Origin of the sequence: Stappia sp. 28M-7, assembly GCF_014252955.1 — a bacterium.
Taxonomy (GTDB): Bacteria; Pseudomonadota; Alphaproteobacteria; order Rhizobiales; family Stappiaceae; genus Stappia.
In genome coordinates, this window is sequence record NZ_JACMIA010000001.1 from 1921331 (window position 1) to 1943814 (window position 22484).

Genomic DNA, 22484 nt, shown 5'->3' on the forward strand with positions numbered 1-22484 from the left:
CCATGCGCAATCCGGATCCGTCCGCCTCCGACGAGGCCGTGCGCGAGTACATCCTGTCCCAGGTCAACAAGGACCAGCTGCGCTTCCTGACCTGCGGCAGCGTGGACGACGGCAAGTCCACCCTGATCGGGCGCCTGCTCTACGACACCAAGCTGATCTTCGAGGATCAGCTCGCCGCGCTGGAGCGCGACTCCACCCGCCACGGCACGGTCGGCGACGACATCGACCTGGCGCTGCTGGTGGACGGCCTAGAGGCCGAGCGCGAGCAGGGCATCACCATCGACGTCGCCTATCGCTTCTTTGCGACCGACCGGCGCAAGTTCATCGTCGCCGATACGCCCGGCCACGAGCAGTACACCCGCAACATGGCGACCGGCGCCTCGACCGCCGATCTTGCCGTCCTGCTGGTCGATGCGCGCAACGGGCTGATGACCCAGACGCGCCGGCACGCCTTCATCGCCTCGCTGCTGGGCATCCACCATGTGGTGCTCGCCATCAACAAGATCGACCTGGTCGGCTATTCGCAGGAGCGGTTCAACCAGATCGAGGCGGAGTTCCGCGCCTTCGCGCAAGGCTTCGACTTCGAGACGCTGGTGGCGATCCCCATGTCTGCGCGCTTCGGCGACAACGTCACTGCAGCCGGCGAGAACATGCCCTGGTACGAGGGGCCGACGTTGCTGGAGCATCTGGAGACGGTCGAGGTCGGCCGCGACGACGATGCCCGCCCGTTCCGATTCCCCGTCCAGTGGGTGAACCGCCCGAACCTCGACTTCCGCGGCTTTTCCGGCACGATTGCCGGCGGCCGCGTCAGTGTCGGCGACGAGGTGGTGGTCGCGGCCTCGGGCCGGACTTCGACGGTCAAGAGCATCCTGTCCCAGGTGGGCGAGACGCAAAGCGCCGGCTCCGGCGAGGCCGTGACCCTGGTGTTGAACGACGAGATCGACGCCTCGCGCGGCGATGTCATCGCCGCTGCTGCCGCCCGTCCGGATGTTGCCGACCAGTTTGCCGCGCATCTGATCTGGATGTCGGAAGAGGCGCTGCTGCCGGGCCGCTCCTACCTGCTCAAGATCGGCACGCGGACGATCACCGCCTCGGTGACGGAGATCAAGCACAAGATCAACGTCAATACGTTCGAGCGGGCCGCGGCCAAGACGCTGGAGCTGAACGAGATCGCCTTCGCCAATCTGGCGATGACGGTGCCGGTCGCCTTCGATCCGTACGAGGCCAACCGCACCACCGGCTCGTTCATCCTGATCGACCGGCTGACCAATGCGACGGTCGGCGCCGGCATGGTCTGGTTCGCCCTGCGGCGGGCGACCAACATCCACTGGCAGGCGCTGGAAGTGGACCAGGCGGCGCGCGCGCAGAGTCTCGGCCAGACGCCGGCGGCGCTGTGGTTCACGGGCCTGTCCGGCTCGGGCAAGTCGACGGTCGCCTCGCTTCTGGAAAAGAAACTGCATGTCCGCGGCCGTCACACCTACACGCTGGACGGCGACAACGTGCGCCACGGGCTCAACCGCGATCTCGGGTTCACCGATGTCGACCGGGTGGAGAACATCCGAAGGGTGGGCGAGGTGGCGCGGCTGTTCGTCGATGCCGGCCTGCTGACGCTGATCTCCTTCATCTCGCCGTTCCGCAGCGAGCGTGCCATGGCGCGCGAACTGTTCCCGGAAGGGCGCTTCATCGAGGTCTTCGTCGACACGCCCATCGAGGAATGCCGCCGGCGCGACCCCAAGGGTCTCTACCGGAAGGCGGATGCAGGCGAGCTGCGCAACTTTACCGGCGTCGACAGCCCCTACGAGGCGCCGGAAAATCCGGAAATCCACATCCGCACGATGGGCCGCGACCCAGAGGAGATCGTCGATGAAATCATCGCCTATCTGGAGGCGCAGAACCTGATCTGAGTTCGGTCCCGGCTTCGTGGATCGGACGAAGCCGGGGACCGCCAGCCGCCGGATCGGCAACCGTGTGACCAGCGTCACAATGTTGCTGCGACGGCTGACCATGATGCACTGCAACATACCGAGAGACGGGAATCGGTGGCATGGCGGAAGAGACTGTTCTGGTGACGGGCGGGGGCGGCTATATCGGCTCCCATTGCTGCAAGGCGCTGCGCCGCGCAGGCTATCTGCCCGTTACCTTCGACAATTTCGTCACCGGCTGGCGGGAGGCGGTGCGCTTCGGTCCGCTGGAGGAAGGCGATCTTTCCGACCGGGCGCGCCTCGATGAGGTCTTCGCCCGCTGGAAGCCGGTCGCCGTCATGCACTTCGCGGCACTTTCGCAAGTGGGCGAGTCGATCAAGGATCCGGGCCGCTATTGGCGCGGCAACGTCTCGGCGACGCTCAATCTCATCGAGGCAGCGACGGCCGCCGGGTGCCTCGACTTCGTCTTTTCATCGACCTGTGCGACCTATGGCGAACAGGACGGCGTGGTGCTGGACGAGGACACCTCGCAGGCGCCGATCAACGCCTATGGCGCCTCGAAGCGGGCGATCGAGGACATGCTGCGGGACTTCTCCGTCTCGGCCGGCCTGCGCCACACCATCTTCCGGTATTTCAACGTGGCCGGCGCCGATCCCGACGGGGAGATCGGCGAGTGCCACGTTCCCGAAACCCATCTCATTCCGCTGGTGCTCGACGCGATCAGCGGTCGGCGCGAGGCCATCACCATCTTCGGCACCGACTACCAGACGCCGGACGGGACCTGCATCCGCGACTACGTCCATGTCTGCGATCTCGTCGACGCGCATCTGTCCGGCCTCCAATGGCTGAGGCAGGGCAACAGCAATCGCGTCTTCTGCCTTGGCACGGGACGGGGGTTCTCCGTGCGCGAGGTGATCGAGGCGGCGAGCCGCGTTACCGGCCAGCCGGTGCCGGTGCTGGAGGGGGCCAGACGCGAGGGCGATGCCACGCAGCTCGTGTGCGGCTCAACCAGGGCGCGGACGGAACTGGGCTGGGATCCGCAGCGGTCCGCTCTCGAGGACATGATTTCCGACGCCTGGCGCTGGCATCAGCGCGGCGCGTACAAGAACTGAATGCAAGACCTGCAGATCGGGACAGCGATGTTGAAAACTGGGACGAACAGGCCTGCGAAGAAGAAGCTTTTGGCCAATCTTGCCTTCTGGCGCGGACCGTCTCCCGACTTCCATGTCGACAAGACGGGGCCGCTGCTGATCGCGGGCTGGGCCTGGTGGCCGGAACGGCCGGGCGAGCGCATCAGCATCGAGATCCTGAGCGGTGCGCAGGTGGTCGCCACCGTCGAGGCCAACCAGTTCCGCGAGGATCTGCTGAAGGCCGGAAAGGGCGACGGCGCGCACGGGTTCCAGATCACCCTTCCCGAGCCGGGCGTGACCGACCGGCTTGGCCTGCGCTGCAAGGGCGCGCGCCGCCCCTTCTGGCAATCGCCGCGCGTTGCCGCCGGCAAGGTCGACTTCCACATCGACAGCAAGACCCCGGGGCGCATCACCGGCTGGGCCTGGATGCCCAAGAAGCCGGGCGAGCGCGTGCGCATCGAGGCCGTCGCCGATGGCCGGGTGGTCGCCGCCGCAACGGCGGATGGGTATCGCGACGACCTCAAGCAAGCCGGCAAGGGCGATGGCGCCCATGCGTTCGACATGCACCTGCCGGAAGACGTGGCCAAGACGCCGCCGGCACGGCTCAGCCTGCGCCTTGCCGGCGCGCGCGTGCCCTTCCACGTCTTCCCGCAAGCGGCCTCGGCCTCGGCGCTGGACTTCAACGTCGACACGGTCAGCGACGAGGGTATCGTCGGCTGGATCTGGGCCCCGGCAACGCCGGAAAAGCGCCTGCCGCTTGAACTGGTCGAGGACGGCGTGGTGCTGGCCGAGACCGTCGCCGACCTTTATCGCCAGGACCTTGCCGATGCCGGCAAGGCGGGCGGTTCCTGCATGTTCCGCTTCGCCATCCCGCCCGTGCTGCGCGACGGCCGTTCGCACGCCATCGAACTGCGCTGCAAGGGGCGCCCGAAGCCGTTCCATGCGGTGGAGGCGCGGACCTTCGCCAAGGTGCGCTGCGAGCTGCCGCTGCTGACGCCGCTGGCTGTCGAGGGAGCAGCCTGGCTGCCGCAAGGCGCCGGCGCTTCGGTGGATATCGAGATCTCGCTGGACGGCAAGGTGGTGCACAAGGGAACGACTAACGCCTTGCACGCCTTTTCCTGGCGCGCCAAGCCGGCCGACATCGCCGCGCTGGTGAAGCCGGCCGGCATGGACGGCCCGGTGAAGGTGCGCGTTGCCGTGAGCGCCAATGGCCAGCCGGCCGGCTCGGCGCAGGTGCCGGTGCACATCGCTGCCGACGGATCGCTTGCCGTATCGGTGGCCGAGGTCTCCGAGCGCAGGATCGCAGGGCAGGGGCTGCTGCTGAAGGCGGCGAGCGGGCTGTGCGGCGTGTGGATCGGCGAGCGCCGGGTTGCCGAGCTGTCCGCCGCGCCATTCTTCTCCTTCGACACGCATGTGCCGGCCCTGAAGCTGGAAGACGCAACCCACACGGTGCGCATCGGCTCGGCCGAAGGGGATGGCAAGGCGGCCAGTGTAGCCTTCTCGCGGGAGCTGGCCTTTCACCGTTTCGATCTGTCGATGGACATCGCCGACGACCGGATTTCCGGCAAGGTGGTCGACCGTTGGCAGGAGAACCGCGAGACGGCGGTGGAGATCCTGATCGACGACAAGCCCGTGGCGATCGAGGTTGCCCGCGGACTGCCGAACGACGATGCCGGCATCGGCCATTTTGCGGTTTCCATCTCGGCGCGCTGGCGCGATGGGCTGCCGCACCGGGTCGAGGCCCGCATCGTCGGCGACGAGCGCCGCTGGCCGGAACGGCCGTTGATGTTCCGCGCGGGCGAGCCGCGCACCAACGCGCTGACCCGCGTCGAGCATGTCGGCGGCGCCGTGTCCGGTTGGGTCGTGCTGCCTTGGGACGGCGAGGCGGTCGCCGAGGTCTCGCTGATCGTCGACGGCAAGGTGGTGGAGACGCGCCCCGCCCGCGATCCCCATCCGCAGCTTGCCGCAGAAAGCTTTCTGACCGACGCGCATGGCTTCCGCTTCGAGCGCCCCATCCCGGAAAAGGCCGCGGTACGCGTGCGCGCCACGTTCGACGGGCGGGTGCTGCTGGACCAGGCGGTGTCCACCGGCGGAGGCGCCCATCGGCTGCAGGATGCCGGTCACAGCCGCACCGGCGCCTGTTTCGTCATGCCCGATCCCCTGGTCAACGCGCAGTCGCGCGAGGAGGCGCGGAGCGTGCTTCTGGCGGCGGTGGCTGCCGCGCGCGCCGGCGTTGCGCCGATCACTGTCGTCTCCTGCGGCCACCGCGCCTCGTTGCGCGGGGCGAGCGGCGATCTCGCCCCCCTGGTGGAAGACCTGGTCGGCCGCGAGAATGCCGGCCTGCTGGCAAGTGCGGCTTTCGTGCCGCTGCCGCAGGCAGTGCTGCCCTCGACCGCCGGCGGAGCGCAGGAGCGGGCCTATGCGCTCGACCTGTGGGCGCGGGCCAATGCCTTCTCGCTGATAGCCGGCACCAGCCGCTCGGGCATTCTCTCCTATTGCGCCACCTCGCGCCGGCAGGGCCTGCTGCCCGCCACGACGCAGGTGGTGATGCTGGCCGACACCTTCGCGGTGCAGGACCTGCTCGACCGTGACCAGCTGCTGGAGCGGCCGGAGCTTCTGGTGGAAGAGGCGCTGGAAAAGGCGGCTCTTGCAGCCTGCACCCGGATACTGGCGCCCTCGGCACAGGTTCTGGAGACCTGCGCCGAGCTGGAGCCTTCGGTCCGCGAGCGCAGCCTCGTCGTTCCGGCCGAGATCGGCACGGCGGCCAGCGCCGCCGGCTTCCCGCAGGAGGGGGGCGAGCGCCGCTGGCTGGTCTTTGCGGCCCCCTTGCGCACCCGCACCGGGCTTGTCCAGCTCTGCGATGCCCTCGACCGCCTGATGCGCCGGCCTGGCATCGACCCGGACACGGTCGGCGTGGTCTTCGCCGGCACCGAGGACTGGGTGCGAGGCCGCCGCGCCAGCGCCTATATCCGCGAGCGCGCCCGCAAGTGGCGCTTCGGCTTGCGCATTCATCTGGACCTGACGCTCGACAGTTTCGCCGGGCTGCTCGGCTCGTTTGCCGCAAACGGCATCGGCGTCCGCCTTCCGGCGGTCGAAGGCACCGCGTGGGACAGCCTCGCCAGTGCTGCCGAGCTTCCCTTGGCCGATCTGTCGTCGGTGCGGGCGGGCAATGCGACCGACCTTGCCGATGCGCTGGATGCCGCGCTTTCCGGTGCTCGCGCGCCTCTGGCCCAGGGGGCCGCGAGGAGCGCGATGGGCGCGGCCCTTGCGCAGGAGATCGCCGCGGCCGCCCCGCAGACGGCGAGTGCCGCGAGCGCCGCGCCGCGTCCGCGCGTCAGCGTCTGCATCAGCCATTTCAACCGCACCAGCCTGCTGCGGCAGACGCTCGCCTCCGTGCTGGCCTGCGGCTATCCGGAGCTCGAGATCGTCGTCGTCGACGATGGCAGCGCCGTGCCGGGCATTTCCCGAGAGCTGGCAACGATTGAAGAGGAACTCGCCGCCGTTAACGGCAAGGTGGTGCGCCAGCCCAATAGCTACCTGGGTGCGGCCCGCAACACGGCGGTGCGCAATTCTACCGGCGAGCTGATCGTCTTCATGGACGACGACAACCTCGCTCATCCGGGCATGATCGATGCCTTCGTCGATGCGCATCTGGCGACGGGGGCAGACATCGTCACCTCGCGCTTTGCCATGTTCGACGGGACCGACGCCATCGAGCCGGGCCGCGACATCCCGCGCGAGATCGGCGTGCCGCTGATCCCCGATCTTGCGGTTGGCGTGCTGTCCAACTGCTTCGGCGATGCCAACATGCTGATCACCCGCGCGGCCTTCGAGAAGATCGGCGGGTTTACCGAGGATTTCGGCCGTGGCCACGAGGATTGGGAGCTGTTCGCGCGGGCCAGCACGCTCGGCCTGCGGCACGAGCTGCTGAACCGGGCGCATTTCTGGTACCGGGTGGCGGCGCAAAGCATGCTGCGCGGGCGCGAGAGCGCCCAGGTCGACTTCCAGCGCAACATCCGCGCCTATTCTCACGAGCTGCCGCACGGCGTCCACCGCATGCTGATGCTGGCGCAGGGCCTGACCCAGCGCTGGGACCAGCCTCCGGTCGATCCACACCTGCCGGCTCGCAGCGGCCTGCCGGTCGCCGGCCGCATCGCCTATGGCCGTGTCGCCGTGATCATGCGCACCAAGGACCGGCCGATCCTGCTGCAGCGCGCGCTCGACAGCGTGCTGTCGCAGACCTACACCGACTGGGCGCTGGTCGTGGTCAACGACGGCGGCGATCCCGAGCCGGTGCGCCAGCTGGTGGAGGCGCGCCGCGCCGCCTTCCAGGGCCGGGTGCTGGTGATCAACAATCCTGTCTCGACCGGCATGGAGAACGCCTCGAACGCCGGCGTCACCAACTCGGCAAGCGAGTTCCTCGTTGTGCACGACGACGACGACGCCTGGGATCCGAAGTTCCTGGAGCGCTGCATCGGCCATCTCGACACCTCCTCGCCGGATGTCGGCGGCGTGGTCACCCACGCGACCGTGGTGATCGAGGATATCGAGGGCGACAACGTCATCGAGCGCCAGCGGTTCCTGTTCAAGAACATGGAGGCGCTGGAGCTGACGCGGCTTTCGGTCGAGAACCAATTCCCGCCGATCTCCTTCCTGTTCCGCCGCGTGGTGATGGAAACGGTCGGCCTGTTCGACGGCGAGCTGCCGGTGCTGGGCGACTGGGACTTCCACCTGCGCGCGGCACAGCGTTTCCGCGTCGATGTGCTGCGCGAGCCGCTGGCCTTCTACCATCACCGCTCCGCCGGCACGACGAGCGAGTACGGCAACACGGTCGTGGCACAGAAGGACGTGCACCGGATCCAGCGCGCGCTCTACATCAACCGGCACATGCGCGAGGGGATGGGCCAGGGCAGCAGTGACGGGCAGATGCTCTACATGGGCGAGATGCACCGGGAGGTCACCGACCAGCTGCACCAGATGCGCCAGCACATGCACTGGCTGGAAAAGATGCTCAACGACCGCGCCGAGCACATGAAATATGTCGAGTCGCTGATCGCCAAACGCCTTTGATCCGACGCTTGCGAAAGCACCGCTCATGACCTTGAACTATCTCGATCTGGACGTGGCACGCCTTCCCATCGCATCAGCGCGCGGCGAGGCGGGCCGTGCGGTTGCCGCCGGCAAGGATCTGGACGACATCCTGCGCCGGCTCGCGCCCTTCGACGTGATCTCCTTCGATATTTTCGAGACCCTGCTGCGGCGCGAGGGCGTGTTCCGCCCCATCGACCTGTTCCTGACCATCGGCGAGAAGGCCGGCCCGCTGCTCGGGCTGTCGCCGGGGGAGTTCGCGCGTCTGCGCATGCGCGGCGAGCGCGATGCCCGCTGCGCGCTGGAGGCGCGGCGCGGCCACGAGGTGACGCTGGCCGAAATGTATGGCCGGATGAACGCGCTGCTGCCGACGCAGGGGCGTCCCAGCGTGACGCAGGCCGCGCTCGTCGAGGCGCAGCGGATCGAGCAGGAAATAGAACTGGAGCACTTGCGCCCGGTTCCGAGCGTCGAGCCGATCTATCACTGGGCGGTGCGTGCCGGAAAGCGTGTCGTCCTGGTCTCGGATTTCTACTCTTCTGCCGCGTTCATCAACGAGGCGCTGTCACGCAACGGCTACACCGACCACGAGCGGTTGTTCGTCTCCTGCGACGTCGACCACACCAAGCATCACGGCGACCTCTATGCCCATGTCTGCGAGGAGATGGGCGTGGCACCCCGGCAGATCGCCCATATCGGCGACAATCCGTGGTCGGACGGCTCGCGTGCGCTGCAAGCCGGCATCACGCATCTGCGCGTCGCCAATCCGGCGGGGCGGCTGATCGGCCGCTGGCGCATCGACTGGCGCAATCCGAGCCCGCAGCCCTCGAGCGCGGTGTTCGCCAGCGTTGCGGATGAGCTCTTCGGCTCCGGTATCGCCTTGCGCGAGCCGGAGGACATGCCGGTGCTGGAGAGGGTCGGCCGCGAATGCCTCGGGCCGCTGCTGTTCGGCATGGCCGGCTGGCTGCACGAGGCGGCGCAGGCGAACAAGACGCCGGTGCTGCATTTCTGCTCGCGCGACGGCCTGATCATGAAGCGAGCCTTCGATCTGTTCCGCAGGCGTTTCGGCACGAAGACGGACAGCCGCTACCTGATGGTCTCGCGCCAGGCGATCTACCGCGCCCGCGCGGTGAGCGAGCCGGAGGCGGCGGCCGCGCTCTTCGCCCAGAACTGGGCCCGCCTGACGCCGGCAGATGCGCTGGCGCGCTGGGGGCTGGACCCGCAGGAGTTTGCGGCTCAGATCCTCAGTGCGGGCTTTTCATCACCGCAGGATGTCGTGGCCATCGGCGACAGGGCCGGGGCAGGGCGCTTTGCCAAGCTCTTCGAGGCATGCCGGACGGCGCTGCAGGCCGCCAACCAGGCGCATGCGGACCTTTTTGCCGACTATCTGGCGCAGGAAGGGGTGATCGGCGCGGATGCGGTCACGCTGGTCGATATCGGCTGGCACGGCTCGCTGCAGAAGGGCCTCAGTGAGGTGCTGCGCGCGCGCGGCTGGCGCGGTCGGCTGGCAGGCCGCTACCTCGGACTTTTCCTCGACAGGGCGGCGCTGAGCGGCTTCGACGCGGCAGGCTACCTCTTTTCGCTCGACGGCACGCCGCGGGCGCAGGCGCTGCGCAGGAGCCCGAGCCTTGTCGAGCTGCTGCACACCGCCGGCCACGGGTCGACGGCGGGCTATCGCCGTGATGGAGACGGGATCGTTGCCGTGTGCGAGGAGCGCCCCGACGAGGAGCGCCAGCACGCCGAGGCCATCGGGCCGATCCAGGAGGCCGCGCTTGCCTTCGTCGAGGAGATGCTCGCCAATCCCCGCCTTGGGCCCGGCGCGCTCGACCCGGCCGACGCCTTCCGCGGGCTGGATCGCCTGCTCGGCCGGCCGTCCGCGGACGAGGTGGAGATCATCGGCCAGCTGCGGATCGCGGCGAACTACGGCGCCACCGCGACCAGCACTGCCTTGACGGACCGGTCTCCCGAAGGCTACCGATTGTGGAATGTGGTTGATATCTACGACTGATACTTGTTTCTCAGGAATTCTTTCTCTTCACTGGAGAGAATTCCTTTCATTTGAACAGCATCAATCATCTTACTCATGTTTTCACGGTCGATTTTGATGGAGTTTTTGAACTCCTGATAAACCTCTCCGGAAATCTCCGTACGCACGCGCTCCTTCTCGATGCTCAGGGAGCTGATGCCAAGAAACTCCGAGATAATAGAGCCTTTGAGCTCATCACTCAGCTCGGCCCTGAGGAGAAGCGCGCGGCCTTTCCCGAGCGAGAGATTCTGGTATCCGCTTTCGATGAGATCAATCCGGTTGAAGTCCACGCCAAGTGCCTTGGTGAGCTGTGTGCTTATCCACCAGTTGCAGGACTCGAAAGGATACTTCTCCAAGAATATCCGCGCCAGCGATTCCGCATTATTCTGATCTTCTTTGGAAGCATAGAGGTCGAGGTTTTCGAAGAAGTCCGAGATATTGCGTTCTACAGGATTCCTGAACGGAATGATGAAGTCCGCAGAGTATGAATCGGTCTCGTACCGGTTGATGACTTCCAGACTCAAGTCAAGATGAGTGGGAGGCGTCACGCCGGACTTCTCATAGGTGGCCTTACTGCGTTCGACCTGCGACCGATCCAGAATATGGAAGGAGTAAATTCTCCGGCCGGCGACCTCGTAGGATTTTCCAAGCGCCTTTGTAATGGCAGTGTTTGCGACTTTGCCCATATTGAACACGCAAATATCGCGAGCAATAATCTGTGTAAGTCCAAAATTTTGAGGTGCAACCTTTCGCAGGGCTACATCATGGTAACCTTCAGGATGCATGCCGATATAACGCATCTCGAGCCCATAATGGATTATTGCCTCGCAAGCTGCTTTGTAAATGCCGTACCTAACCTGCTCTAACGGGGACCAGATGGTAAAGTCATTGAGGATAATGTACCCGCCGAATTTTAGTTTCCTGTAGGCGGTGTCGATGTCGCGGGCGACTTGTGCGTAGTAATGACCGGCGTCAATGTAGATTACATCGAAGTGGCCATCCGGAAAGGAGTCGAGGATGTTCCAGGAATACCCTTCACGCTTTTCCACTTGGCCGGACTGAATTTCTTTCTCGACGAAGCTATCGTTAAAGAGCGCATAGCTGATGTCAGCAAGGTAGAGTTTTTCCGGCGAAAGATGATCGATCAGTGTTCTCGCAAACTTGCCAGTTTGCGTGCCGACCTCAATGACGGTGCCCCCTTTGGGAAGCCGCTTTAAAATCTCAGTTCTGCTCGAGACCACCTGGCAGGTCTGTAGAAGATGGTCGGGAATGGTCGGGGCCTGTCCATCTATAACAAAATGCGGGGCGGACTGGTATTTCCTGTGGTAATTTTGGATCGAAGCTTCGGCTTCTTTGTTTTTCTTTCTGATATCGTCAGCAGCGAAAATTCTATGGATGCCATCCGAGTCCATAAACGGATACTTGAATTTTGTCTCATTCGTCATGATTAGCTATTCCGTTTATTGCGTGTTACGCGCTGCTTCCGACTTTTGTCGCGCTGAAGACTTCTAGTCGAAAGTCGGTCTCATTTCAATGGACGACTACCCTGACCAATGAGAGATCCCGTTTGATCGAAAGCTCCGCCGTTGCATCGAAGGTTGCACTGCTAGCATCCTCGGGATGCATGAAGTTATCCGCGGCGACAATCCGGGCGTGATTATGGCTTCTCCAATCGGAGGAGCGGATCATGAGCCACTTTACCCAGAAACTCGGACTTCCGGTGATGGGCGCGTCGCAGGCCCAGAAGCACGTCACGCACAATGAAGCCCTGACCATTCTCGACAGTCTTGTTCAATTGGCGCTGGTGTCGCGTTCGCTCGAGGCGCCGCCGATCGATCCGCAAGACGGGGGGTGTTATCTTGTGGCCGGTGAGGGGGCTGGGGCGTGGGAGGGGCGAGGTTCGACCATCGCGCACTGGCAGTCTTCGGTGTGGACGTATTTTCAACCTCGGGCCGGCTGGATCTCGTGGATCGTCGACGAGGAGCTTTTGCTGGTTTTCGACGGTGACGCGTGGCGCGCTTTTCCTGGGAACTTCGGCTCCCTTGGCATCAACGCTGCTGCTGACGAGATGAATCGGCTGGCGGTGGGAGGTCCGGCAAGCCTGTTTGATGGGAGGGAGGGCGGTCATTCTCTCAAGGTGAACAAGGCGATCTCGGGAGCTTCGGCAAATTTGGTATGGCAAACCGGCTATTCGGGGCGTGCTGAACTTGGACTCCTGGGATCGGACGATCTGCAATTGAAGGTATCAGCAGACGGAAATATCTGGGAGCATGCGATTACCGTAGATCGGACCAATGGAAATGTTGGTCTTGGAAAGACGCCTGGCGCGGCGCGGTTGGAAATTTCGGGCGGCATCAGAAATACCTCGTCGTTTTCACCATACCTGCAGCTGGCAAACACCGGCCCGAGCGGCGCGCAAGCCTGGATCGGCATCCCCGACTGGAACCGCTCGGCTTTCTATATCTACGGGAGCGTTACCGACATCATGACGATGTATGACACGCCCACGCGGTCGCATCGATTGTATGGCGGCGGCAGCGAGCGGATCCGGATCGCCAGCGGCGGCGACGTCGGCGTTGGAACCGTGACACCGACGGCACGGCTGCACGTGGCGGGGCCGGTGCGGACAGGGAGCTATCTCAAGGCCGCGTTGCCGTCGGCAGCAACCGTCGGGGCCGGCACGCTCGCCTATGTCCAGGATGCGGCCGGCGGCGCCCAGTTCGCCTATTCCGACGGGACCCAGTGGCTGAAGATGCGCGACGGGGCTCCTGTCTGAGGTGTGGAAACCCTCTGCAGCGCGCTCTGGAACTGGTAGTTGACTGCCCGCTGGTCTAGGTATGGTTGCCGACAACCTGACGAGCAGGAACTTCATGATGACCATGCAGGGTCAGCTGCCGGACCTCAGCGCGCTCGCGGACAAATACGGTTCGGACAAGGGCTATCGCAATCGCGATGCCCACGGCTACACCGCCGTATATGACCTGCTCCTTGCCCATCGCAGGGCAGAGCCGCTCAATTTTCTGGAGATCGGGCTGCTGGTCGGCGGGCCGGAAGCGGCAGGCGGCAGCGCTCGCCGCGAGACCGTCGATGCCCCATCGATTAGGATGTGGCGGGACTATCTGCCGAACGCCCGGATCTTCGGCTTCGACATATCCGATTTCTCGGCCGTTTCCCTTGACCGTTTCACGTTCGTGCAGGGCGATATGGGGGAGCCTGCGGACCTTGCCCGACTGCGAGAGACGTGTCCGGACGGCTTCGATGTCGTGGTGGATGATGGATCGCACGCCTCGTGGCATCAGCAGACGGCGTTCATCGAGCTCTTTCCGGCGCTGGTGCCGGGTGGGACCTACATCATCGAGGACCTGCACTGGCAGCCGGCGCAGATCGAAGAGCTGAAGAGCGTGCCGAAAACGGCCGAGCTGTTCTCGCGGTTTCTGCTGGAGGGCCGGTTCGCGGAAACCGGAGATATCCCCGAAGAGCGCTATCTGGAGGCCGCCTCGCAGATTGCCGGCGTGACGTTCGTCAATGAAGCGGGCCTGCCCACCGGCCCCGCCAAGATGGTGATCATCCGCAAGAAGGCGGGAGAGGATCTGCAGCCCTCGCGCAGCTATCATCGCTCAAGAGTTTTCCAGCGTCTTGGCAAGGCGGAAGAGGCCGCGGAATGGGCGCGCAAGGCCGAGACGGAAGATCCGTCGCATTTCGATGCGGCGCATGAACATGCAAGGCTCACGTTTTCGCTGGAAGGACCAAGCTCCGCGGCCGTGGATCTGGCCCGCGGGCTCGTTGAGCGCTTTCCCGACAACGACCGCGGGCTGGCGCTCGGCGCCTGGGTTCTCTCGCGCCTTCCCGAGCACCTTGCGGAAGGCGTCGGCCTTCAGCGAAGGGCGGTGGAGCGGGCCCCCGGTGTTGCGGGTTACCGGGTGACGCTGGCCCATCTGCTGCGTCGCTCCGGCGAACACGATCTTGCCCGCTCGGTCCTGGAAGAAACCCTGGAGCTTTTCCCGGACAACGAGCTTGCCCGTCAGCGACTGGCGGAGCTCACGACGAAGGACGGAACGTGATCCTGCGTCCCAACCTGTTGCGCAAGGCGGCGCTTGCCACCGCCTTCGATCATTTCACGGGCAGGCCAAAGACGGCCTATCCGACGCGCTATCACTATGTGGAGATCTGCGGGGCCGAACTGGCGGCGACGGGGCTGCAGCTCGGCCGCATAGGCCAGCACGGATTGACGCTGACCGACGGGCAGGGACGGAGCCTTGCCATCGTCGTGCGCTATGTGACCGCGCGCGACCTGCGTCTGCTGTCGGCGTTCCGCGCAAGGGGCGGGCGCGTCGCCTATCTTCTCGACGACGATCTGTGGGCGATGGCGAGCGATACGCGCCTCGACGCCCGCTACCGAGGGCGGATCGCGCGGTTCCTCTCTGGCCTGTTCCCAAGGCTGCTCGAGCGCGTCGACGTCGCGGTCGCGCCGAACCGGCGCCTGCTGGAGCGGCTGGCGCCGCTACCCGGCGCGTTTCTGCATCCCGCCGACCTTGCCCCCACCGGCGACCTTGCGCATTTCGACCGGGAGGACGGCGAGACGCGGGTGCTGTTCCTGGGAACAGCGACCCATGCGGAGGACTTCGCCGCCGTCGCCCCCGGCCTTGCCGAGGCGCTCGCCGCCGAGCCGGGTCTGCGTGTCGAAACGTTCCTGGGGACAAAGGGCGAGGCCCTGCTGCCCGCCTCGCGGCAGGTGGCGCACATGATGCCGCTGGTGCTGGAGGACTTCCAGCGCTGGCTCAACAGGGCGCGCCACCACATCGCGCTGGCGCCCTATGCGGTCAATCCGGTCAATGACGGCCGCTCGATCATCAAGCTGCACCAGCATGCGGTGGCGGGCGCCGCCGGCATCTACACGCCGACGGCGGTGTTCGCGCCGGTGATCGAGGATGGCCGCAACGGTCTCTTCGCCGCGCATGATCCCGCAGCGTTCCGAGATGCGGTGCTGAGGCTTGCCCGCGACCGGGCGAAGGCGAAGGAAATCGCGCAAGGAGGAATTGCGCGCAGCCGCCGGCTCGGCGACCGGACTGCAGTCGCCGGTTTCTGGGCGGGCCTTGTCGTGGGAGAGGACGGCGGCGCTTGATCCTTACGAGACGAGGCGTCGGTAGATCGCCGGCAGGGCGCCGGGCAGCCGCTCCGGATCGGCGATGATCGCGTAGGAGCCCTTGCCGAACAGGTAGGGGAAATAGTCGCGCGCCGCCTCGTCGACGGTAACGCCGAAGACGGTCAGCCCCTCCCGCCTGGCCTCGCGGATCGCCTCGCGCGTGTCCTCGATCCCGTAGCGCCCTTCGTAATAGTCGATGTCGTTCGGCTTGCCGTCGGTGAGCAGCAGCAGAAGCCGGTGGCGCTGCGGCCTTGCGGACAGCTGCCTGGCGATATGGCGGATGGCGGTGCCCATGCGTGTGTACTGGCCGGGAGTGAGCGCCGCGATTCGGCGTTCGACGGCGGGGCCGAGCGGCTCGCCGAAGTCCTTCACCGTGTCGACGCGTACGCTTTGCCGCCGGCGCGAGGTGAAGGTGTGGATCGCGTGTTCGTCGCCGCAGGCGGTCAGGCCGTGGGTGAGGGCGAGCAGCGCCGCCTTTTCGACGTCGAGCACCCGGTGATTGCCGATCCAGGCGTCGGTCGACAGCGAGACATCCATCAGCACGGCGACGGACAGGTCCCGCTCGACGGCGCGGCCGCAGGTGAACAGGTTCTCGGTGCCGGCGCTGCCGGCACGCCGGTCGGCCTCGGCACGCACGAGAGCGGACAGATCGAGATCGTCGCCGTCGGGTTGTCCGTGCAGGACGATGCGCCTGGGGCGCAGGGCCTCGAACTGGCGGCGAACGGCGCGGATGCGCCGCTGCATCGCCTCGTCCGGCTGCCAGAGATCGCCGCTCTGCGGAGCGCGCGCGGCGACGACGCGGCAATGGTCCGGCCGGTGGGCGCGTCGCTTCCAGTCCCATTCGGGATAGGTCAGCCTGCCGGCAAGGCTTCCCTCCTCGGCCTCGGAAGGGGCAAGGTCGAGATCCATCTTGAGCCGCACGCCGGCCTTCTGCCGGTTGCTGCCGATGGTCAGTTCGCTGATGTCGTCGGCCGCCTGCCGGGCGCCGTCCTCGTCGTCGTCATCCACCCGGCGGTTGACATTGACCATCTCGGCCAGGGAGAAGATCGTCTCGAACCGGTGGAAGTAGAGCGGATCGCCCCGGTCGCTCATGTCGGTGTCGCGCCGCTCCGCCTGCCGGCGGCGGCCGTCGACGGCAATGGAGGTTCCGGTCGGATCTTCGGCGTCGTCGGGGCGTGGGGCGCCGGCCTCCTCGCGGATTTCGCCGAACAGCGGGATGGGCAGATAGGTGCGGTAGCCGCGCGGGGCCTTGACGCCGGCAAGGCGGGCGTCCGGGCTCTCGATCAGGGCGAGAAGACTGTCCGCATCCTCGCCGCGTTGGCCGCCGAGCAGGGCCTGGATTGCCTGTTCGACGCGCATCTCCACCGCGGGAAGGGAGCGCTGCGGGCGAACGGCAAGGGCTGCCACGCGCAGCCGGTGGAACAAGGGGCGCAGGCCCGGCCAGGCGCGCAGCGTCGCACGGGTCGTGGCAACGCTCATGCGCAGCCGCTGAAGGTCGTCGACCAGAGGATCGCCGCTCGGCGTCACCCCCGCGCCGGCATGGGCGAACCAGGCGACCAGCCACTCGTACAGCGCGATATTGTCGGAACGGTCGGGAAAGCTGTCGAGGACGGCCGGCAGGCGCAGCGTCGACTTGTCGAGGATGGCGAGGCTCATCTTCTCCGCGCCGAGCCCCATGCGCCGCAGCGGCGACAGGCGGTGCGCGGAAACCGTCGGCGCGCTTTCGACTAGACGCAGCGCGCCGCTGCCGCCCATCGCCCGGAACAGCACGCCGAGCCGCGTGCGCATGTCGGCGAGCGTCACGGCCGCCTCGGGATGATGGGGCAGGGTGGTCAGGCTGCCGACCAGCCTGTGCCAGTGGGACCCGACGAACTCTTCCGGCTCGAACAGCGACATGGCATCACCCGAGGGCAAGGTCGGCGACGCGGGCAAGGGCGGCCTGCACGTCCGGATCGTCGCTGAGCGGCTGCAGCAGGGCCGCGTCGATGGCCGCCGCCGGCTTCATGCCGGCCTTGATCAAGGTTGCCGCGTAGACGATGAGCCGCGTCGAGGCGCCTTCGTCGAGGTCCTGGCCCTTGAGGTCGCGCAAGGCGTTGGCGATGCGCACCAGCGGCACGCAGCGATCGGGCGCAAGGCCGGTCTCGCTGGCGACGATGGCCGCTTCCGTGTCCGGGTCGGGATAGCCGAACTCCATCGCCACGAAGCGCTGGCGGGTGGAGGGCTTCAGCGACTTCAGCACGTTCTGGTAGCCGGGATTGTATGAGACGACGAGCATGAACTCGGGCGGGGCGAACAGCGTCTCGCCGGTCCGCTCCAGGGTCAGCGTGCGCCGGTCGTCGGTGACCGGGTGCAGCACCACGGTCACGTCCTTGCGCGCCTCCACCACCTCGTCGAGATAGAGGATCGCGCCCTCGCGCATTGCGCGGGTCAGCGGCCCGTCGGCCCAGACGGTCTCGCCGCCCTTCAGCAGATGGCGTCCGGTCAGGTCGGCGGCCGTGAGGTCGTCATGGCAGGCGACGGTGTAGAGCGGCCGGCCGAGGCGCGCAGCCATGTGGGCGACGAAGCGCGTCTTGCCGCAGCCGGTCGGCCCCTTCAGCAGCACCGGCAGCCGGTTGCGCCAGGCCTGCTCGAACAGCATGCACTCATCGCCGGAGGCCGCGTAGAAGGGCAGGTCCGGAGTTTCGCCGTTTGCGGCGAGGGGAGAGGTGGCGGGGATCATCGCGGATCGCTCCTTGTTGCGCCGGGGGGCGCTTGCGCAAAAGACGGGGCGGAATAAGAGGGCCGGGCGCCGGCAATGCGGCGCCCGGCTTGTGTCACTCGGCTGCCTGCAGCGAGGCCGCACGACCCTCGCGAGCGACCTTGCGCCGTTCGCGGACGGGGCCGAACACCGCCCACAGGAACATCAGCGCGGCGATGACGACGAGAATGCCGGAGCCGAGGCGCACCCAGTAGAAGGGGGCGATCTCGTCCTGGACCTCCATGTAGGACATGCCCAGTACGCGCTGCAGGTGGACCTGCACGGCGCCGGCAAAGGTCAGCGCGAAGGTCATCACCATCATCGCGCCGCTCATCAGCCAGAAGGAGGTGATGTTCAGCGTCTGGTGATAGGGCGCCTTGCCGCGCAGATACGGCATTGCATAGGAGATCAGCGCCAGGTTCAGCATCACATAGGCCCCGTAGAAGGCCAGGTGCCCATGGGCGGCGGTGAGCTGCGTTCCGTGCGTGTAGTAGTTCACGAAAGACAGGGTGTGGAGGAAGCCCCACACGCCGGCGCCGAAGAAGGCCCCGACCGTGCAGCCGAGCGACCACAGCACCGCGGCCCGGTTCGGATGGTCCTTGCGACCGCGGAAGACCATGGTGAAGGCGAAGACCACCATCGCGAAGAACGGCGCGACCTCCAGTGCGGAGAAGATCGAGCCGACCCACTGCCAGTAGCCGGGCGCGCCGATCCAGTAGTAGTGGTGGCCGGTGCCGAGCAGGCCCGAGAACAGGGCGAGGCCGACGATGGAGTAGAGCCACTTCTCGATGACTTCACGGTCGACGCCGGTCAGCTTGATCAGCAGGAAGGCGAGGACCGAGGCCATCACCAGTTCCCACACGCCTTCCACCCACAGGTGGACGATGTACCACCAGTAGACCTTGTCCAGCGACAGGTTGTCCGGCGCGTAGAAGGCGAAGAGCCAGAAGACGGCGATGCCCCACAGGCCCAGCAGCAGAACGCTGGTCACGGCGGTGCGCCGGCCCTTCAGCACGGTCATCGACACGTTGTAAAGGAAGATCAGCGCCACCACGACGATGGCGATCTTGATCCAGAGCGGCTGCTCCAGGAACTCGCGTCCGCCATGGATGCCTTGAGTGTAGCCGATGACCGCGGCCAGTGCGCCGACCATCAGCAGCACGAGCTGCACATAGGCGAGGAACGGGCTCTCGATCTCGCGCTCCGCCTCTTCCGGCACCAGGTAGTAGGCGCAGCCGAAGAAGCCCATCAGCAGCCAGACGATGAGCGCGTTGGTGTGGATCATGCGGATGATGTTGAACGGCATCAGTTCCGCAAGCGTGTTCGGCAGGACATAGACCGTGCCGGCCAGGCCGCCGGCAAGGATCTGCACGCCGAACAGGACCATGGCACAGACGAAGTACCAGTAGGCCACTCTTTGGGAAGCGTATTTCATCGGGGTTTGCTCCTCAGCCCGCGTCGTTGGGCGGCCAGCCCTGCGTGTCGATCCGGCTCGTCCACTCCAGGAAGTCGACGAGATCGTTCAGCTCCTGGTCGGTCAGGTTGAACTGGGGCATCTGCCGGCGCCCCTCGATGCCGGTGGGCTGGGCCTGCATCCAGGCGATGAGGCCGGCCCTTGCGCCTTCCGGGTCGTCCTTGCCGCCGTAGCGGACCCAGACATTGCCGACCTCGGGCGCAAAATAGGCGCCTTCACCGAGGATCGAGTGGCAGTTGACGCAGGAGTTCTTCTCCCACACGTGCTTGCCGCGGATCACCGCCGCGGTCAGCGTCTCTTCGTCGGTCGAATTGGTGACGATGTGCCAATGGCTTTGCGCGGTCAGGGCGACGAAGACGACGAAGAAGAAGATCGAGCCACCGTAGAAAATGTTTCTGGCGGCCGACTTCGTGAAACGCTCGACCGGCGGTCGATGCGGTTCGCTTGGTCCGGACATGTGTGCTCTCCAGTTGCTGGCGGATGCCGTCAGTGGAGCCAAGAGCTAGGGCCAAGGCGTCGGACGAACGTTGTTCCAGCGCAAACTCGCCCGCACCACCTCGCCGCGAGTTTGAGCCTGCTCAAACTCAGCCGGGCGGGCGCCTGCTAGGGTCGCGCCGACTGGAGGCGCAAGCATGCATGAGGACGTCGCGGGCGAGACGCCCGACGAAGGATGGGGACCGCTGGACGGACTGCCCGGCAACCCGATGATGTGGATCCTGATTCTCGGCGAGCTCGCCGTGTTCGGTGCGCTGCTTGTCGGATTCTCGGTCGCGAGGGCGCTTGACCCGCTCGCCTTCGCGCAAGGGCAGGCGGCACTGGACGTGCGGCTCGGCGGGCTCAACACGCTGGTTCTGATCGCCAGCGGCTGGTGCGCGGCGCTCGCAGTGGAAGGGCGCAAGACGGGCCGCTCCGGGCGGCCGCAGCTTGCAGCGGCGATGGCGCTCGGGGCTGTGTTCCTCGTGGTGAAGGGCGCCGAATATGCCGCCAAGATCTCACTGGGCTACGGCCCGGACAGCGGCACGTTCTTCGAACTCTACTATCTCGTCACCGGCTTCCACGCCCTGCATGTGCTGGCCGGCATCGTGCTGCTTGCCGTGGTCGCCTGCTACAACAGCCTGGAGACCCTGGAGACCGGCACCGCCTTCTGGCACATGGTCGACCTGGTCTGGCTCCTGGTCTTCCCCGTCGTCTACCTGATCGGGTGATCTCCATGACACGCCTGCATGTCGCCGCCCTTGCCCTGGCTGGGCTCGCCGCCGCTTCGCTCGCCGTGCCGGATGGCGGCACCCCGGTCCTCGTCTGGTCGATCCTTGCCCTTGCGCTCGCCAAGGCGTGGGTCGTGCTGACCCAGTTCCTCGGCCTGCGCGAGGCACCGGCCGGCTGGCGTTACGGCCTCATCGCCCTCATCGCCGCGCTGGGCGGCACCATCGGCGCGGTCTTCACCGCCGCGCATTACTCCCTTGCCGGTTGAAGCCGACTGACCGGCAGCCCCTCCCTTCCTCCCAAGGAACAATCTCATGGCAAGTACACTGGGCAAGCCCGCCCGCATCGGCATTCTCACGGTTTCGGATCGGGCCAGCGCGGGCATCTACGAGGATCGCAGCGGGCCGGCGGCGCTCGAGTGGCTGCGGGCGCATCTGGTCGGCGACTGGGAGTTCGTCGGCCGCATCGTGCCGGACGGCGCCGACAGTGTTGCCGGCGCGATGCGCCATCTGTGCGATGTGGAAGGGTGCGACCTTTTGCTGGTCACGGGCGGCACGGGGCCGGCTCCGCGCGACGAGACGCCGGAAGCGCTGGCGCAGGTCGCAACACGGTTCCTGCCCGGTTTCGGCGAGGCGATGCGGCAGGCGAATCTCGCCGAAGTGCCGACCGCGATCCTCTCGCGGCAAGAGGCTGGCACGCGCGGCGCCAGCCTCATCATCACCCTGCCGGGCAAGCCGGCGAGCATCGCCACGTCGCTGCGGGCGGTCTTCGCCGCCGTGCCCTATTGCCTCGACCTCATCGGCGCGGCACGCATCGACACCGATCCGGCGCGGCTCAAGGCGTTCCGGCCGGCTGCATCCTGACCTGATCCTTGGAGCCCGACCAGGAGACCCCGGTCGGGCCGTCCAGGAAGCCGTCGCAGAAGGCCCCGCCCGGCGCATGCGGCAGGGCCTTGGCGCAGAACTCTTCCGCATCGATGCGGCCCGCCGTCAGATGTGCGAAGAGCTCGATCACCTCGAAGAAGCCGCTGGTCTGCGGCGACAGGCGCAGGCCCGCGACGCCCGCCTCGCGCAGGGCCGGCAGGTGATGCGCCATGTTCGCGCATTGGCCGGAGAGGGTCTGCAGCCCGTTGATCGCCAGGAATTGCTGGTCGTCGAGCGTGTCGACGGCGAGCCCGTCCGGGTCCTCGGCGCAGACGAACTGGCACTGGTCCTTCGCCCGGTCGTGATAGCGCGCATGATAGCAGCGCCCGGACATGGCGAGCGGCAGGCGTCCCCAGCCCCACACCTCGACCGGCATGTCGGTCGCCGCTGCAATGCGGCGGACGGAGGTGGCGGACAGCTCCGGCGGCAGGCAGACGCGCATTGAGCCGCGCCGCGCCAGAACCGCCAGCGTGCCCTCGTTGTAGACGTTCACCAACGGGCCGACGGAAAAGCGCGCGTCCGGTGACAGATGCGCCAGCATGGTGAGGTCGTTGACCTCCACCTCCAGGTCCATCGCGGCCAGTTCCGCGGCCATTCGCCGTTCCCGCTTGAGCGGAGTGACGAGGGCGAGGCTGGTCAGGGCCACATCCTTGCCGCCGGCCAGCAGCTGCGCGATCGCATCGGGCAGGCGGGTCTGGTAGAAGGGGAGCCGCTTCGAGCAGACGAGCTCGCCGATGACGACGCGGGAAATGTCCGGCGTATCGGCCAGCCGCTCGTAAAATGCGCTCCACTGCCCCGGATCCCAGAAGCCCTGGATCGGGCCGACGGTCAGCTGCATCTG

At 66.4% G+C, this 22484-nt stretch carries 16 protein-coding genes; 10 read left to right on the forward strand and 6 right to left on the reverse strand.

What is annotated here, in order from left to right; translation table 11 throughout:
- Positions 1–2 precede the first annotated feature (2 nt).
- From cysN to H7H34_RS08505, 4 genes are all read left to right on the forward strand, one after another.
- Positions 3–1904, forward strand: a complete 1902-nt coding sequence (cysN, locus tag H7H34_RS08490) for a sulfate adenylyltransferase subunit CysN (protein ID WP_185924913.1) — start codon at positions 3–5, stop codon at positions 1902–1904.
- 140 nt (positions 1905–2044) lie between these two features.
- On the forward strand, positions 2045–3034 hold the full coding sequence (gene galE / locus H7H34_RS08495) for a UDP-glucose 4-epimerase GalE (protein ID WP_185924914.1): 990 nt from the start codon (positions 2045–2047) through the stop codon (positions 3032–3034).
- 69 nt (positions 3035–3103) lie between these two features.
- On the forward strand, positions 3104–8122 hold the full coding sequence (locus tag H7H34_RS08500) for a glycosyltransferase family 2 protein (RefSeq protein WP_185924915.1): 5019 nt from the start codon (positions 3104–3106) through the stop codon (positions 8120–8122).
- Positions 8123–8147: 25 nt separating this feature from the next.
- Positions 8148–10145: an HAD-IA family hydrolase gene (locus H7H34_RS08505; protein WP_185924916.1), complete on the forward strand. Its 1998-nt coding sequence runs from the start codon at positions 8148–8150 to the stop codon at positions 10143–10145.
- On the opposite strand, the gene H7H34_RS08510 is transcribed toward H7H34_RS08505, so the two are convergent.
- Positions 10136–11608: a class I SAM-dependent methyltransferase gene (locus H7H34_RS08510; protein WP_185924917.1), complete on the reverse strand. Its 1473-nt coding sequence runs from the start codon at positions 11606–11608 to the stop codon at positions 10136–10138. The genes H7H34_RS08505 and H7H34_RS08510 overlap by 10 nt on opposite strands.
- A 242-nt stretch (positions 11609–11850) precedes the next feature.
- Here H7H34_RS08510 and H7H34_RS08515 point away from each other — a divergent pair, with 242 nt between their 5' ends.
- The 3 genes from H7H34_RS08515 to H7H34_RS08525 all read left to right on the forward strand — a co-directional run bounded on the left by H7H34_RS08515 (position 11851) and on the right by H7H34_RS08525 (position 15285).
- Positions 11851–12939, forward strand: a complete 1089-nt coding sequence (locus H7H34_RS08515) for a DUF2793 domain-containing protein (protein WP_185924918.1) — start codon at positions 11851–11853, stop codon at positions 12937–12939.
- Between the two features lie 97 nt (positions 12940–13036).
- On the forward strand, positions 13037–14224 hold the full coding sequence (locus H7H34_RS08520; protein ID WP_185924919.1) for a tetratricopeptide repeat protein: 1188 nt from the start codon (positions 13037–13039) through the stop codon (positions 14222–14224).
- Positions 14221–15285 (forward strand): glycosyltransferase family protein, encoded by a 1065-nt coding sequence (locus tag H7H34_RS08525; protein WP_185924920.1) that lies wholly within the window; start codon positions 14221–14223, stop codon positions 15283–15285. Before H7H34_RS08520 ends, H7H34_RS08525 begins: the two co-directional genes overlap by 4 nt.
- Before the next feature lie 3 nt (positions 15286–15288).
- Here H7H34_RS08525 and H7H34_RS08530 read toward each other — a convergent pair whose 3' ends face one another.
- The 4 genes from H7H34_RS08530 to H7H34_RS08545 form a co-directional block, all read right to left on the reverse strand.
- Positions 15289–17202 carry a nitric oxide reductase activation protein NorD gene (locus H7H34_RS08530; RefSeq protein ID WP_185924921.1) on the reverse strand — a complete coding sequence of 638 codons (1914 nt, stop codon included), beginning with the start codon at positions 17200–17202 and terminating at the stop codon, positions 15289–15291.
- 4 nt (positions 17203–17206) lie between these two features.
- Positions 17207–18025, reverse strand: coding sequence for a CbbQ/NirQ/NorQ/GpvN family protein (locus H7H34_RS08535; RefSeq protein WP_185924922.1), 819 nt, complete (start codon positions 18023–18025; stop codon positions 17207–17209).
- 94 nt (positions 18026–18119) lie between these two features.
- Complete coding sequence (locus tag H7H34_RS08540; protein ID WP_120270891.1) at positions 18120–19478, reverse strand: cbb3-type cytochrome c oxidase subunit I; 1359 nt, start codon at positions 19476–19478, stop codon at positions 18120–18122.
- Between the two features lie 13 nt (positions 19479–19491).
- Positions 19492–19974 (reverse strand): c-type cytochrome, encoded by a 483-nt coding sequence (locus H7H34_RS08545; protein WP_120270892.1) that lies wholly within the window; start codon positions 19972–19974, stop codon positions 19492–19494.
- A gap of 175 nt (positions 19975–20149) precedes the next feature.
- On the opposite strand from H7H34_RS08545, the gene H7H34_RS08550 reads away from it, so the two are divergent.
- The 3 genes from H7H34_RS08550 to mog are packed head-to-tail and all read left to right on the forward strand — an operon-like array spanning position 20150 to position 21583.
- A complete protein-coding gene (locus tag H7H34_RS08550) occupies positions 20150–20722 on the forward strand; it encodes a cytochrome c oxidase subunit 3 family protein (protein WP_185924923.1) in 573 nt (190 codons plus the stop codon).
- A gap of 5 nt (positions 20723–20727) precedes the next feature.
- Positions 20728–20988 carry a cytochrome C oxidase subunit IV family protein gene (locus tag H7H34_RS08555; protein WP_185924924.1) on the forward strand — a complete coding sequence of 87 codons (261 nt, stop codon included), beginning with the start codon at positions 20728–20730 and terminating at the stop codon, positions 20986–20988.
- Positions 20989–21034: 46 nt separating this feature from the next.
- Positions 21035–21583: a molybdopterin adenylyltransferase gene (gene mog / locus H7H34_RS08560; protein WP_185924925.1), complete on the forward strand. Its 549-nt coding sequence runs from the start codon at positions 21035–21037 to the stop codon at positions 21581–21583.
- On the opposite strand, the gene ubiV is transcribed toward mog, so the two are convergent.
- Positions 21555–22481, reverse strand: a complete 927-nt coding sequence (gene ubiV / locus H7H34_RS08565) for a ubiquinone anaerobic biosynthesis protein UbiV (RefSeq protein WP_185924926.1) — start codon at positions 22479–22481, stop codon at positions 21555–21557. The genes mog and ubiV overlap by 29 nt on opposite strands.
- Positions 22482–22484: the final 3 nt, after the last annotated feature.

Excerpts from the sequence above, each read along its gene's own strand:
- cysN (WP_185924913.1), top strand. The coding sequence starts at position 3 with ATGCGCAATCCGGATCCGTCCGCCTCCGACGAGGCCGTGCGCGAGTAC.
- galE (WP_185924914.1), top strand. The coding sequence starts at position 2,045 with ATGGCGGAAGAGACTGTTCTGGTGACGGGCGGGGGCGGCTATATCGGC.
- H7H34_RS08505 (WP_185924916.1), top strand. The coding sequence starts at position 8,148 with ATGACCTTGAACTATCTCGATCTGGACGTGGCACGCCTTCCCATCGCA.
- H7H34_RS08510 (WP_185924917.1), bottom strand. The coding sequence starts at position 11,608 with ATGACGAATGAGACAAAATTCAAGTATCCGTTTATGGACTCGGATGGC.
- H7H34_RS08515 (WP_185924918.1), top strand. The coding sequence starts at position 11,851 with ATGAGCCACTTTACCCAGAAACTCGGACTTCCGGTGATGGGCGCGTCG.
- H7H34_RS08520 (WP_185924919.1), top strand. The coding sequence starts at position 13,037 with ATGACCATGCAGGGTCAGCTGCCGGACCTCAGCGCGCTCGCGGACAAA.
- H7H34_RS08530 (WP_185924921.1), bottom strand. The coding sequence starts at position 17,202 with ATGTCGCTGTTCGAGCCGGAAGAGTTCGTCGGGTCCCACTGGCACAGG.
- H7H34_RS08535 (WP_185924922.1), bottom strand. The coding sequence starts at position 18,025 with ATGATCCCCGCCACCTCTCCCCTCGCCGCAAACGGCGAAACTCCGGAC.
- H7H34_RS08540 (WP_120270891.1), bottom strand. The coding sequence starts at position 19,478 with ATGAAATACGCTTCCCAAAGAGTGGCCTACTGGTACTTCGTCTGTGCC.
- H7H34_RS08545 (WP_120270892.1), bottom strand. The coding sequence starts at position 19,974 with ATGTCCGGACCAAGCGAACCGCATCGACCGCCGGTCGAGCGTTTCACG.
- H7H34_RS08550 (WP_185924923.1), top strand. The coding sequence starts at position 20,150 with ATGCATGAGGACGTCGCGGGCGAGACGCCCGACGAAGGATGGGGACCG.
- H7H34_RS08555 (WP_185924924.1), top strand. The coding sequence starts at position 20,728 with ATGACACGCCTGCATGTCGCCGCCCTTGCCCTGGCTGGGCTCGCCGCC.
- mog (WP_185924925.1), top strand. The coding sequence starts at position 21,035 with ATGGCAAGTACACTGGGCAAGCCCGCCCGCATCGGCATTCTCACGGTT.
- ubiV (WP_185924926.1), bottom strand. The coding sequence starts at position 22,481 with ATGCAGCTGACCGTCGGCCCGATCCAGGGCTTCTGGGATCCGGGGCAG.